This window comes from Petroclostridium sp. X23, assembly GCF_030013905.1.
Taxonomy (GTDB): domain Bacteria; phylum Bacillota; class Clostridia; order SK-Y3; family SK-Y3; genus X23.
Genome location: NZ_CP124862.1, coordinates 1101442 through 1114719, shown reverse-complemented (window position 1 = coordinate 1114719; position 13278 = coordinate 1101442). Strand labels below are relative to the sequence as shown.

The 13278-nt window shown below is 37.9% G+C and carries 12 protein-coding genes; 11 read left to right on the top strand and 1 reads right to left on the bottom strand.

Annotated features, from left to right (window positions below; all coding sequences use genetic code 11):
- Positions 1–207: 207 nt before the first annotated feature.
- From QKW49_RS05615 to QKW49_RS05595, 5 genes are all read left to right on the top strand, one after another.
- Positions 208–1860 carry a penicillin-binding protein 2 gene (locus QKW49_RS05615; RefSeq protein ID WP_282866567.1) on the top strand — a complete coding sequence of 551 codons (1653 nt, stop codon included), beginning with the start codon at positions 208–210 and terminating at the stop codon, positions 1858–1860.
- A gap of 227 nt (positions 1861–2087) precedes the next feature.
- Positions 2088–2906 (top strand): glutamate 5-kinase, encoded by an 819-nt coding sequence (proB, locus tag QKW49_RS05610; protein ID WP_282868072.1) that lies wholly within the window; start codon positions 2088–2090, stop codon positions 2904–2906.
- A gap of 36 nt (positions 2907–2942) precedes the next feature.
- Positions 2943–4187: a glutamate-5-semialdehyde dehydrogenase gene (locus QKW49_RS05605; RefSeq protein WP_282866566.1), complete on the top strand. Its 1245-nt coding sequence runs from the start codon at positions 2943–2945 to the stop codon at positions 4185–4187.
- A 227-nt stretch (positions 4188–4414) separates the two neighbouring features.
- Positions 4415–4999, top strand: a complete 585-nt coding sequence (locus tag QKW49_RS05600) for an RNA polymerase sigma factor (protein WP_282866565.1) — start codon at positions 4415–4417, stop codon at positions 4997–4999.
- Entirely contained in the window at positions 4992–5828 is an 837-nt protein-coding gene (locus tag QKW49_RS05595; RefSeq protein ID WP_282866564.1) for a DUF4367 domain-containing protein, read from the top strand. The genes QKW49_RS05600 and QKW49_RS05595 overlap by 8 nt, the downstream gene beginning before the upstream one ends.
- Before the next feature lie 45 nt (positions 5829–5873).
- On the opposite strand, the gene QKW49_RS05590 is transcribed toward QKW49_RS05595, so the two are convergent.
- On the bottom strand, positions 5874–6053 hold the full coding sequence (locus tag QKW49_RS05590) for a hypothetical protein (RefSeq protein ID WP_282866563.1): 180 nt from the start codon (positions 6051–6053) through the stop codon (positions 5874–5876).
- Positions 6054–6301: 248 nt separating this feature from the next.
- On the opposite strand from QKW49_RS05590, the gene QKW49_RS05585 reads away from it, so the two are divergent.
- The 6 genes from QKW49_RS05585 (at position 6302) to QKW49_RS05560 (ending at position 13274) form a co-directional block, all read left to right on the top strand.
- The gene (locus QKW49_RS05585; protein WP_282866562.1) at positions 6302–6577 is read left to right on the top strand and encodes a Nif11-like leader peptide family RiPP precursor; all 276 of its coding nucleotides are present in this window, start codon (positions 6302–6304) and stop codon (positions 6575–6577) included.
- A 96-nt stretch (positions 6578–6673) separates the two neighbouring features.
- Positions 6674–6889 carry a hypothetical protein gene (locus QKW49_RS05580; RefSeq protein WP_282866561.1) on the top strand — a complete coding sequence of 72 codons (216 nt, stop codon included), beginning with the start codon at positions 6674–6676 and terminating at the stop codon, positions 6887–6889.
- 371 nt (positions 6890–7260) lie between these two features.
- Positions 7261–7905 carry a GntR family transcriptional regulator gene (locus tag QKW49_RS05575; RefSeq protein WP_282866560.1) on the top strand — a complete coding sequence of 215 codons (645 nt, stop codon included), beginning with the start codon at positions 7261–7263 and terminating at the stop codon, positions 7903–7905.
- A 123-nt stretch (positions 7906–8028) separates the two neighbouring features.
- Positions 8029–9117 (top strand): mandelate racemase/muconate lactonizing enzyme family protein, encoded by a 1089-nt coding sequence (locus QKW49_RS05570; protein WP_282868071.1) that lies wholly within the window; start codon positions 8029–8031, stop codon positions 9115–9117.
- A gap of 298 nt (positions 9118–9415) precedes the next feature.
- The gene (locus QKW49_RS05565) at positions 9416–11827 is read left to right on the top strand and encodes a DUF2339 domain-containing protein (protein WP_282866559.1); all 2412 of its coding nucleotides are present in this window, start codon (positions 9416–9418) and stop codon (positions 11825–11827) included.
- A 91-nt stretch (positions 11828–11918) separates the two neighbouring features.
- Positions 11919–13274 carry an IS4 family transposase gene (locus tag QKW49_RS05560; RefSeq protein WP_282863409.1) on the top strand — a complete coding sequence of 452 codons (1356 nt, stop codon included), beginning with the start codon at positions 11919–11921 and terminating at the stop codon, positions 13272–13274.
- Positions 13275–13278: the final 4 nt, after the last annotated feature.

The window sequence follows — 13278 nt, the reverse complement described above, 5'->3', positions numbered from 1 at the left end:
CTATTGTTTTAATGCAACGTTACTGACGACTAGTGATGAAAAACTATATAGAGCTAAAAAATCAGGAAAAATAGGTTTCAAATATAACATATATTATTTGCAAGTAAAAAGCTAATTTTGTACAAAGTGGCACTCATACCGGTATAGTGCACCTTTTGTGTGGGAACAATGTAGTATGAAAATAGTACCCGCGTTGGAGGTGCACTTTTGAATTATAATAAAAGATTACAAGGGCTTATGTTAATGATTACTGCGATATTTTTATTTATATCTGCCCGGCTTTTTTACGTGCAAATCATCGAAAGTGATGATTTGATACAGCAGGTGACAAGACAGAGAGCGATAGACACTACGCTCAAAATGATTAGGGGAAATATCTATGACAGAAATATGATTCCTTTTACTGATAGAGAAGATAAATTGTATATCATTGTGATACCAAATTTATTAGAAGAATTTACTGAAGTATCAAAAACTCTATCAGAATTTACCGGGTATAGCCCGGAAAAAATACAAGAAACATTGGAACAGAAAAAACCTGTTACTTTTATAATTGACCATTATTCTGAGAAGGATGTGATGGAGAAAATCAATCATCCGGCTATTAAAGTAATAAGTCTTAGCAAAAGATACAGCAATCAATCGTTGGCAAGGCATATTATAGGGTATATCAATCCTGTAGATCAAGAGGGATACTCGGGTATAGAAAAGGCATTTAATCAATATCTTGCCGTTGGCCGGCCGCAAAGCATCGGTATGATTGGAGATGCGTTTAAGCGTTCCATTCCCGGACTTGGATACAGAGTTGTCAATGCATTTGGAAATTCTGAAGATATGGGTGTAAAATTAACATTGGACTATCACATTCAGGACATTGTGGAAGACATCATAGATCCGCAAATGGAAAGCGGAGCAGTTGTTGTGACAGAAGTAAAAACCGGAAATATTGTGGCATTGGCCAGCAGACCCAATTATTTGCAATATGATATTGAAAAGCATATTCAAAGCCAAGGTGATGAATTGCTCAACAAAGCTTTTTCAGCGTATGATGCCGGTTCGGTATTCAAAATAGTAGTTGCTGCTGCTGCGCTTGAAGAGAAAGCAGTAGATTTGGAAACACCATTTACATGTACAGGTCATATTGAAGTGGATGGAAGGATCATCGCATGTCATAAAGAAGAAGGCCACGGAGATCAAAGCTTTCTACAAGGATTTGCAAATTCATGTAATCCTGTTTTTATAGATGTAGGATTAAAGCTGGGATATAATGCGATTATTAATATGGCGAAACGTTTCGGATTCGGAAAAGCAATTCCGTTGTTTGATGGGATACAGCAAAATTCCGGGAATGTACCTGAAAAAAAATATGTTTCACCCGGTGATACTGCTAATATTTCGATAGGACAAGGCGAGATATTGGTAACTCCGCTTCAAGTAGTAGATATGGTAACCACAATCGCCAACAAAGGAATTAGAAAAAAGCTCAACATTGTAGATTCGGTAGTAAGTGATACCGGCAATGTAATAAAACAAATTCGACATGAAGAGGATGTTAGAGTCGTAGATACGGATATCGCAGAAAGCATTCAAAGAATGATGGAGCAAGTAACCATATCGGGAACCGGAATAAATGCAAATTTGGATCAATACGGAGGATCGGCCGGAAAAACAGGGAGTGCTGAGACCGGTTGGGTAGAAGAAGGAAAATCAAAAGTACATGCATGGTTTGTAGGCTATTTTCCTGTGAATGATCCTAAGTATGCAATGGTCGTATTTGTGGAAGATGGCAGGCAGGGAGGAAAGGCAGCAGTTCCTATTTTCCGCGAAGCTGCCGAGAGAATATTGCAACTAAACTATTAAATGCGCAAACAGCGCATTTTTTTTTTGATCACTTTTTACTTGAAATATCTATAATTGCTGGTAGAATAGAATTATTATTATTTATAGGAGACTATGATAAAGTCGAATTTAGCACATAAAAGGAGTGAAGCATGGGGACGGACCTACTGCTGCGCTTGCTTTTTAGGGAAGCTGTAGGCCCGGGTCCCACCCATGCTTTGCGACTGATCAATTTACATGAAAGAAGGATGATCATGCAAAAGATATTGAAAGAATTGCAGGATTCACATAGAATAGTCATTAAGGTAGGTACATCTACCCTTACCTATGATACGGGTAAGTTGAATCTAAACAGAATTGAATGTCTTGTAAGAGTGCTTGCAGATCTAAGAAATCAAGGAAAGCAGGTTGTCTTAGTGACATCGGGTGCGATTGGAGTGGGTGTCGGTAAACTGGGCTTGAGGGAGAGACCCGATACCATTCCCGGAAAGCAAGCCGCCGCCGCCATAGGACAATGTCAGTTGATGCATTTATACGATAAGTTGTTTTCTGAATACGGTCAAACGGTTGCACAAATATTGCTAACCAAAGATGTCGTGGAAAATGACCATCGAAAAGATAATGCGGTGAATACATTTAATACATTATTGGAATATGGTGTCGTTCCTATTGTTAATGAAAATGATACCATTGCGATAGAAGAGATAGAATACGCGGATAACTTTGGAGATAACGATACGCTGTCTGCTGTAGTGGCTGAGTTAATTAAAGCCGATTTGCTGGTAATCCTTTCGGATATCGATGGTCTGTATAATGAAGACCCAAAGAAGAATCCGGAAGCGAAAATCATTCACGTTGTAGAAGAGATTACCGATACTATCAAAGAACTTGCGGGAGGAGCGGGTAGCAGCAGAGGAACAGGAGGCATGGCAACTAAGATTACAGCGGCGGAAATCGCATGCAGTGCCGGCGTTAACATGGTGATTACCAGTGGAGAAGACCCCCGTATTTTATATGATATCATACAAGCGAAGCAGGTTGGAACATTATTCATGAGAAAGCGATAGTTTATATCTAATAAATTTGGTAGAGGAGGAATTGAAGTGAGTGAATTGATCGTTAAAGGTGAGAAAGCGAAAAAAGCTGCATATGCTTTGTCCAATATCTCATCTGTAGTAAAGGACAGTGCATTACAGGCGGTAGCGGATGCGTTGATGGATCATTATGAAAAAATAATGGAAGCAAATAACATAGATCTGATCAATGCAAAGGAAAAAGGAATCAGTGGTGCTTTACTGGACAGGTTGACCCTAAATAAGAAAAGGATTTCTTCCATGGCGGAAGGTGTATTGCAAATCAAAAACCTGCCTGACCCTATCGGAGAAGTGATTTCTATGTGGAAGCGTCCTAACGGGTTAACCGTCGGGCAAAAACGAGTTCCGCTTGGTGTCATCGGTATCATCTATGAAGCACGGCCGAACGTAACGGTGGATGCGGCAGCCCTATGCTTGAAAGCAGGAAATGCGGTTATACTTAGAGGGGGTAGTGAAGCTATTCACTCCAACACAACCATCGTTGAAATTATGAATGAAGCGATGGTAAAAGCCGGGTTGGAAGAAGGAACCGTACAGCTTATTGAAGATACCCGTAGAGAAACTGCTGTAGAGATGATGAAGCTAAACAAATATATTGATGTACTTATTCCTCGTGGCGGCGCCGGGCTGATTCAAACCGTAGTGAACAATTCTACTGTTCCTGTGATTGAGACCGGGGTGGGTAACTGCCATATCTATGTTGACGATGAATGTGACCAAAAGATGGCGGAAGACATTGTTATCAATGCTAAAACAAGTCGGCCCGGGGTATGTAATGCGGCAGAATCCCTTCTTGTGAATAAAAACATCGCTAAGGAATTTTTGCCTAAAGTTTTAGGCAGCTTAAAAAGTCATAACGTTGAGATCAGAGGTTCCGAGGAGGTGCTTGAGACCTTCCCGGAAGCAACTTTGGCTCAAGAAGAAGATTGGTCTAAAGAATACCTAGATTACACTATCTCTGTAAAGGTAGTAGATCATGTGGATGAAGCGATTGAACATATCAATAAATACGGTACTAAGCATTCGGAAGCCATCGTTACTACCAATTACGATAAATCTCAAAAGTTTTTACAGGAAATAGACGCGGCAGCAGTATATGTGAATGCTTCTACAAGATTTACCGATGGATTTGAATTCGGCTTTGGCGCAGAAATAGGAATCAGTACGCAAAAGCTTCACGCGCGTGGGCCTATGGGGCTAAAAGAATTGACTACGATAAAATATATCATATATGGCAATGGGCAAATAAGATAGATGATATATCTATATATCAATGATATTGATTTCAGTATTTAATGAGAAGCTTGATAAAGCGGCTTGACATCAGCTTCATCAAGCTTTTTGCTTTGAGGTCAAAACACTGATAGTGCAGATGTATCAAAATATTGTCATATATTTGCGTATAAAAAAAGGAAAAACGGTTTTTGTGTCGAATTTACTTAGATAGCAATAATTGTATAATAAGTAAGGAGGATACCATATTGCATCTAAGGAAAAGTAAAAAAGTTTTGCAGGATATGAAACTTTTTGAAGAGCAACTCCATCCTATATATAAAGGTTTGTACAGTTATATTTATAGTATAGCGCGAAATCCCGTATTAGCAGAAGATATATTGCAGAATACACTGGAAAAAGCTTATAGATCAATGTCTACACTGCAGCAGCAAAATAAATTCAAGTCTTGGATTTTTACTATTGCAAAAAACGAGACAATGACTTTACTCCAGAAGTATCGCCGTGAATCCTTGGTTGATATACCTCAACAGGATGTTCTAATGCATGATCAACAATTGCTTCCTGAACATCTTGTGTTAAATAAAGAAATCCGGCAGACCGTTATACAAATCATTAATAGCTTAAAACCGGAGTTTAGAGATATTCTGATACTTCGCTATTATTCAGAACTATCGTTAGATGAAATATCAAAAGTACTGAATATAAAAATAAATACTATTAAGACAAGACATATGCGCGCAAAACAAAAGATTGTCAATGAACTCAAAAAGCAGGAATTATTCAAGGACCACAAATATATCCTTGCGGAAGGAGGGAAGATTGATGCATAAGGACGATATGGATAAGATATTGGAAGATGTGTTTGAAAATGAATGGCATCAGATAATGGATTTGGAAAACATCGATATTCCCGAAATGCATCATGCTCTTGAAAAACTGGAGAAGAATAGACGAAATGCTATTAGTAACCGTATTCTTCCGAAATGGCTTAAAGTGGTCTCGATTGCTGCGTGTATTTTAATTTGTTCCTTTGGATTTTCAATCATAGAAGAGTTTCCACAGGCGCAGGCATGGAAATTTCGTTTGGTGAATACAATATTTGAAGTCAAGGATGATTTTATTAGGATTCAGCAGAGCAGCGTAGACAATGGCATGACATCCGGTGGGAAAGTGCCTCCACCCCCTCCGTTGGAAGGGCAAGAGATGCCTGATCATGTCAAACTGCAGGGTAAAAAGGTTGAGATGGAACAAGAGATTAAACCTGTTACAAAATTACTGACAATGGAACAAGCGGAAGAAGAGCTGCCCTTTGCATTGCTGGTGCCGCAATATTTACCGGAAGGGTTTACATTCATGGAAGTAAAGAGTGATAAGTATGAAGACCATTATATTGTTGAGCAAAGATACAGGAATAATCAAGATCAAATGATTAGAATCATTCAGGAACCTGGAGTAGAACAATTCAGTTCAGGGATGTTTACAAGGAATGAGGTTAAAAAGCTTTTGGTAATGGGAGAAGAAGCACTGTTGATCACCAACGGGATTGACCATAACATGGTATCTTGGTATAAAGATAAATGTATCTATAGAATCACCGGTGAAACTTCGGAAAAGGAGTTTATGTTGATGCTGGACAGTCTTAAAATGGATGTGGAATAGTCGGATATAAAGAAAAAGATAAAAGAAGGAGGAGTTTCCTTTCTTTTATCTTTTTTCTTTGAATTGCTGTGACAGCCTTTTCAATTGTTCAAGTTCTTTATCAATGCGCTCTGAATTGTTTCTGATCATCCCACGCAATGCGTCAGCATCAACTTTCAGTAAGCTTGGGGTGTTGGTAGATTGGGCCGGATAATTTGCATAAAAGTTATTATAGAATAAGCTCATGTGAAAACCTCCTTTCAAATTTTTTTCACTATCATACTACATGATATTTGTTATGGAATCTTGTAGTTTGTGTAAATAAATTGTTAATTTTCGACCAATTAAGATCTTCCTTAATGATATCAGTCTAAATATCACCTCCATATTCGCCATGAAGCACAATAATATTACACAAAATTTAAAAATCTGAGCTACTTTAAAAGTTGGTTCGTATATAATAATCAAAACATAAAGACTTCGAGGTGATAATTGTGTCAAAAGAAAATATTGAAAAATTGAAAAATGACCCCATATTTTTAGCAAAGTTAAAAGACATAAAAACAAAATCCGAACTTGTTGTTATTTTAAACGAGGCCGGATATGAGTTCGACCAGGAAGAATTAAAAGCATTTGTATCCTCCGACTACAAGGCTGCTGAGTTATCTGACGAAGAACTTGATAAAGTAGCTGGGGGGAGTTGGGCTGAGGATCTTTTGGATGATTTCTTTAAATTTTTTGGCATATCGGGACCCAAAATACGCTTTTAATTGGCTGGTGTATTATGGAACAAAAGAAATAGCTATAATACTTGGGATAGGATACTAGAAAATTTTTAAAATACAATAAGGTAGGAGGAAAATAAAATGAGCAATAATCAAAAAAAAGAATTGAATATAGATGATTTAGATAGTGTCGTAGGTGGCGCTAGTGGAAGAGTTGAGAAACCGGTAGAGTGGCCAAAGTGGCCCAAATGTGATGATGCATTTTCATCCAAATGTCCAGGTGAGCCTCCATGTGCGCTATTTGGGACACCGGATTGTATTCAAGGCCACTATAATCCAGATTATACCTCCAAATAATTGAAGTCTCACTAATGATAGTTAAATAATAAAACACTGTAAAGTTAAACATAGTTACATATCTTATCCCAGGTATTATGGCTATTCCTTTTATAAGCGCTTCAAAGTAAGTCAGTGTATAGATTCTTCCCTAATTCCATTCCTAATGGGGATCATACAGGCATCTACTAAAGATACAAAGGTAAAGATGAAGGACAGGTAAGTTGCTTATCCATAACGCAATACCTGTTCTCTTTTTATTTAAAGTAAAAAACTTGCAATGATTTTTATAACGGTATTGCGTCTTTTATACAACCGTGCTATACTATAAATGCAATGTAATATATTAGATGTATATATAATGTATTTGTTAAGGTAAATGGAGATTTAATATGAGTAGCGGAAAAAAAGATTTTGCATATAAGGTGATTAAAAATAAAATTTTGGAGGGTGTTTTACCGCCCCTCAGTGATATTTCGGAAGATGATTTGGTGAGTGAACTGGAAGTTAGCCGTACGCCGGTGCGTGAAGCGATTCAGCGCTTGCAAAAGGAAGGTTTTGTATATATTTATCCGCGTAAGGGCACCATCGTGACCGAAGTGACTCGGGATTTAATTTACGAGATTTATCAAATGAGACGGCTGAACGAACCGTTTATTGCAAAACAATCGTGCGGGATGATTCCGGAGGAATGGCTGATGCTTAAACGCAGTGCATTTGAGAATCCTCCCAAGGAATTAGATACCCAAGGATTAAGGAGTTATTATATCGGTTTAGATAGAGAGTTGCATATCAGTCTCCTTGATTTTTGTGGAAACCGCTTTTTACAGAACATCATGCGCGTTGTGTACGACCATAACCACCGGATTCGTAACAAGGTATCTAATCCCCAAAGTGAAGAAAGAGATAAATCTATTATAGAGCATATTTCGATTATTGATATGTTGCTCGCAAAGGATTCCGATGGTGTGGAGAAGGTAGTTGCGGAACACGTTGAAAACTCAGAACAGATTCTATTAGGGTATATCAAAAAGTAATGTATTTTTAGTATATCAGATATATCAGTTGAATATGAGTGCAATATCACCGTCGAATTTAAGCGTATTTCGGGCATTCTATTCATTCTAATAAATATAAAAAAGAAGGGAAAAGTGAAAATCATGAAGCATGATATTAAGGACGTAAGGTTGTACCGTGCAGTTTCCACATTATCAAAACCCATAGCCGACGCTACCCACTCTATCAGCAAGATTGCATTTGATGTGGTCGAGGTTGAACTGGAAAGCGGAATCATCGGTCAGGGCTATCTACTATCATTCCACTATTCACCCAATGCGATTGAGGGTGCACTTAAGGATATCCGCAAGTTTATTCTCGAAAATGGCTATAAAGTCTACGAGACGGTAAAGATGAAACAGGATTATGATAAAGAAGCAGAATATTTTGGTAACAATGGCCTGCAAAAATGGGCGATTGCAACAGTGAATGTAGCAATGTGGGATGCGTGGGGGAAGACACTGGATATGCCAATCTGGAAGATTCTTGGTTCCAGTATGCAGAAAATACCTGTTTACGGCAGTGGTGGCTGGCTTTCATACTCTGACGAGGAGCTGCTTGAAGAGGTTCTTGACTACAAGAGCCGGGGTTTTGCGGCTGTTAAGATCAAAGTCGGTTCTAAAAATGGCGTGGAACACGATGTGCACAGACTAAAAAAATGCCGTGAGGCTTTAGGCGACAGCGTGAAGATTATGATGGATGCCAACCAGGGAATGGATGTTCCTACAGCGTTGGAGCTTTCCGATAAAGCGATGGCTATAGGAATCCAGTGGTTTGAGGAACCGATTAAAAACACTGATTATGCGGGATACCAGCTTTTGCGCAGCAAGTGTGGTATTGCACTGGCGATGGGTGAACGTGAATATGATTGTGAAGCACTCAAAGCGTTGATCTCCCGTAATGCTCTTGATATGTGGCAGCCTGATTTGATCCGTATCGGTGGTGTAGAGGAGTGGAGAAATTCCGCCGCTCTTTCCATTAGTTATGGTATTCCGGTGCTCCCTCATTACTACAAGGACTACGATGTACCGCTGCTGTGTACTATTCCAAAAGTATATGGGGCAGAATCGTTCGATTGGATTGACGAGATCATTGACAACACCATGCGTATCGAAAACGGCTGTGCCTACCCGAGAGAGGGTGCAGGCTGGGGATTCTCTTTTAAGAAGGAATACCTTGAAGAGATCAAATAAATACAAAGTTGCAAATAACAAGTAAACAAAAAGTCTTCCCTTAAAGCGGAAGACTTTTTATATTATAAGGATAATTTAAGACGGGTGTCAGAAAATGTCGAACGATTGTTGCTTTTCTTGGCAGGATTTTCATACTAAGTGTAGAATGAAGTATAGATAACTAAGATTACAAAGAATTCGGTAAGATGACTTAACCGGAGAGATATGCAGGGAATGAGAAGGTCACAAATAAAACTAGCCGCAAGGTACATGAAGCTTATTAAAGAATTGTGCAAGCATTAGGATGGAGTTGATGTCAATGGTAAATAACTTAAAAGGTATTCTTGCGAGACAAAAAGAAATTCTATCAAGCTTGGAAAGCGAGATTACCAATATTGAAGCAAATGATTTGGTGACTGAGAACCAAAACTTAAAAACAGAGCTTGAAAAATATCAAACATCTTTAGAAAAGGAAAAAAACGATAATTTTAAAATATCGGAAGAAAATAAAAAACTTAAGAACGCACTATATGAGCAGTTGTACAACGAGAAGATTCAGATACTGAACGTGGTAAAAAAAAGAATGGATGTTTATTATAAATCTAATATTGAAGGGGAAGTAAACAGGTTAACCAGGTTCGAGATGTCTGCTAAAAAGCGGATAAATGAAATGACCGATATATTAAAAGATAATAGGATTGGTATTGAGGACGAAATATATGTAAGGCTTCAAGAACTAAAAAATCTGCTTGATGAAAAAGTAACACTCGCTCGTGAAGAACTTGCGAGGGAAACCGGAGCATTTAGCGAAAATACAGCAACAGAATTTTCAAAGTTAAGGCAGGAACAAATTACGGAAGAAGAGATAAAAGGGAGAGTAAAACAGAATAATATCGAATCGATGATAGGGCTCAATATTATCAATAAATTAGGTGTTTTGCTGCTTGTTATAGGTGTCATCGCCGCATCACAGTTTACATATTTAAAATTACCTGATACTTTAAAAGGTGTCTTTGCATTTGCGATGGGAGTTGTACTGCTTATCGCGGGTGAATGGTTAAACCGTAAAAAGCCCAATGTTTTTTCATTAGGCATTACAAGCGGTGGTATAGCCGTACTATATGCAGCGCTAGCTCTAAGCTTTTTCAGATTTGAAATCCTGGATATGTATCCGGCTTTGGGATTATGTGTTCTTATAACATCAGGAGCTTTTGTTCTTTCTCAGTGGTATAATTCTCAAACCGTATCGGCTTTTGCGATGGTTGGAGGATATTTGCCTATTTTCTCGATTGCAGGGAATAAAACCATGGTGTATGGTGCGATGGTTTATTTTGTTATACTGAACGTTCTGGCACTGATTATATCAGTCAATAAGAAGTGGATCACGACTGCGTATATAGGATTTGCACTTAATGTTTTGGGCTCAATCTATATATCTTTTATTATGTTTTTTGAAGAATTTAATAGTAACCAAAGCTTCATCACAATCCTTTATCTTGCTTTTGCATTTATCATCTACACCCTTATTCCGGTTATTGGGTCATTCAAGAAAAAACTCAGCTTGCGAAATGCTGATGTTGTCTTATTGGCGTTAAACACGTTCATTAGCGCACTGCTTTTATATTCCGCGTTTTATGCTGCGAGACTATCAGACTTTACAGGTGTTCTTGCTGTCATCTTTGCAGTCGTTTATTTAGCGTTGGGCAGGTTTGTTGAGACGTTTATGGTAAAAGAGAAAAAAGCAATGGCACTTTTTTATATTACCGGACTTACTTTTGTAGTACTCATTATACCATTTCAATTTGGCAAGGTATGGTTGTCTTTAGGATGGTTGGTTGAGGGAATTGCGCTTCTTTGTTATGGAATATTTAAAGAGCTGAAAAGTTTTAAACGCGCGGGAGTCATTATCTCAATGCTATGCCTTGGAGCCTTTATGCTTTTTGATGTGCTGGCATACCATGATGAGCTCTTTACATATAAATATCTTGCAGTCACCGCAGCAAGCATGATTGTTTTGGGAGCGCTGATATATAAAAAGAATTTGTCGGAGACACCGGCACGGGTGTTTAAGTATGCTGCAGCAATCAACTTATGGTTTTTCTCATTATACATCATAGGAAGTGAATTAAGAGAGTATTTATCAAAATTGCTTTTGAACAGTAATTTTGATTTGGACTATTTAATCATTGCTGCAATGATTTTATTTAGCTTTCTGACCGCATATATTATTCCAAGGATAAGCATTCTTTGTGATAATATTATGAAAGGCATATCCGTAAGTATTTATGAGATAGCGTTAATAACCCTCTTTTTCTTGAATTTCAATTCGCCTGTAAGGGGGGATCTGAATGATGTGTCTGCAGTGATCAGGGGAGTTGGAACCATTGAATTGGCAGTGATTGCTTTGTTATCCATTCTCGCTATGAGGGACTTGTTATTGTTTTTTGTAATAGAACGAAAGCTGGGTATAGAATGGTATCCTTTTGTAATATCTTTATATTTTGTAGCAATTTTGACACAAAATCTGATCACCCAATACAGTCTTGAATTCAATAATGCTGTAATAAGTATTATATATCTAATTACAGCGCTTGCATGGATTACATTCGGATTTATTAAACGATACGTATTTATAAGGCGGTTTGGCCTCGGATTATGCATGTTATCGATGGCAAAATTATTTATCATTGACCTTGCATTCTTATCCGAAGGATCATACGCGTTAAGCTAAGCCATGTTATGGTAAACCAATAATTACATTTGCAAAAAAGAAAAAAACATGAGAACCTCAAAGTAATAGAGAAATGAAAGGTGAGGTTCCCATGTTTCAAGTTCCCATATCACTAATTATAAGCTTTATTTGCTTTTTAGGAAAGACAAAAATACTGGAAATTTCTAAGGACACAGGGTTTACGGTGCGCCGCTCTAAGCTGCTGCCAGATACTATAGTAAAAGTATTTACATTCGGCTTATGGGACACCCCTAATCCATCCTTACGTCAAACTGCTTCTAAATGCGAAAATATTCAACGCGGACTTAGTATAACACGCGAAGGACTTTTTCAACGTTTGGCTACAAGTGCTTTATTGCTAAAACAAGTATTCCAGTCAGCAGTTGAGTATTCTGCCAAGAGAGCAATAACTGTCCAGAATCTCGATGTGCTCCAAGCTTTTACTGATGTAAAAATATGTGATAGCTCTAAAGTTACTCTTCCGGACAAATTAGCAGATGTCTGGAAAGGTCTTGGTGGCAATAATGCAAAAGCTGCTCTAAAAATCCAGACTATATATAGCCTTAAGTCCAGAACTATCACAAATATGGAGTTGACAAAGGCGCCTGGTCCAGATGCCGGCTATAAAGATGAACTTCTAAAACACATTCATCATGGTGAGCTGTTAATTACTGACTTAGGATATTACAGTAAAGATTTGTTTAGGAAAATAATATCCAAAGGTGCATATTTTCTTAGCCGAATTAAATCAAATACTGTTTTTCAAATACAAAATTCTGACACTAAATCTTTTAAAGCCTTAGACCTTTTAAGTGTTTTAAAAAACAGCTCCAGTGTTGATATAGATGTATACTTTGGCACCAAGTATTCTAAATTACTACAATGTCGGCTGATTGGTGTACGTTTACCTGATGAAGTCGCTAATGAACGTAGGCGCAAAGCAAATAAAAAAGCAAAGTCACAAGGCAAAACACTGAGTGACTATGACTTAGAGTTATTAGGATGGAACCTTCTAATTACTAACGCCCCAGCACATATGCTTACTCCAAAGGCAGCCTGTGAATTGTACAGAGCTAGATGGCAGATAGAGCTTTTATTTAAGGCTTGCAAAAGCTATCTAAACCTTGGCAAAGTAGGCAACTGTGGTAAAGAGCAATTAGAGTGTCTTCTATATGGAAGGTTAATTGCCATTATACTAATTTTCACAGTCTACTCAGCACTGTATGCCCTCATGTACCAACAAAAAAACAGATGCATTAGTATGATGTCGTTTATCAAACTAATTGCGACAAAGGTGGAAAAAATATTTTCAAGCCTTTATGCAACCACTGAAGCAATATCGGAACTGCGACTGATTCTTAAAAGAGCGGCCGAACAAAGCTTACATGATAAACGTAATCGCAAAACCACGGTTGAGCGATTGCAGGAACACTATTTGCTCAATTAAATTG

Excerpts from the sequence above, each read along its gene's own strand:
- proB (WP_282868072.1), top strand. The coding sequence starts at position 2,088 with ATGATCATGCAAAAGATATTGAAAGAATTGCAGGATTCACATAGAATA.
- QKW49_RS05595 (WP_282866564.1), top strand. The coding sequence starts at position 4,992 with ATGCATAAGGACGATATGGATAAGATATTGGAAGATGTGTTTGAAAAT.
- QKW49_RS05590 (WP_282866563.1), bottom strand. The coding sequence starts at position 6,053 with ATGAGCTTATTCTATAATAACTTTTATGCAAATTATCCGGCCCAATCT.
- QKW49_RS05580 (WP_282866561.1), top strand. The coding sequence starts at position 6,674 with ATGAGCAATAATCAAAAAAAAGAATTGAATATAGATGATTTAGATAGT.
- QKW49_RS05575 (WP_282866560.1), top strand. The coding sequence starts at position 7,261 with ATGAGTAGCGGAAAAAAAGATTTTGCATATAAGGTGATTAAAAATAAA.
- QKW49_RS05570 (WP_282868071.1), top strand. The coding sequence starts at position 8,029 with ATGAAGCATGATATTAAGGACGTAAGGTTGTACCGTGCAGTTTCCACA.
- QKW49_RS05565 (WP_282866559.1), top strand. The coding sequence starts at position 9,416 with ATGGTAAATAACTTAAAAGGTATTCTTGCGAGACAAAAAGAAATTCTA.
- QKW49_RS05560 (WP_282863409.1), top strand. The coding sequence starts at position 11,919 with ATGTTTCAAGTTCCCATATCACTAATTATAAGCTTTATTTGCTTTTTA.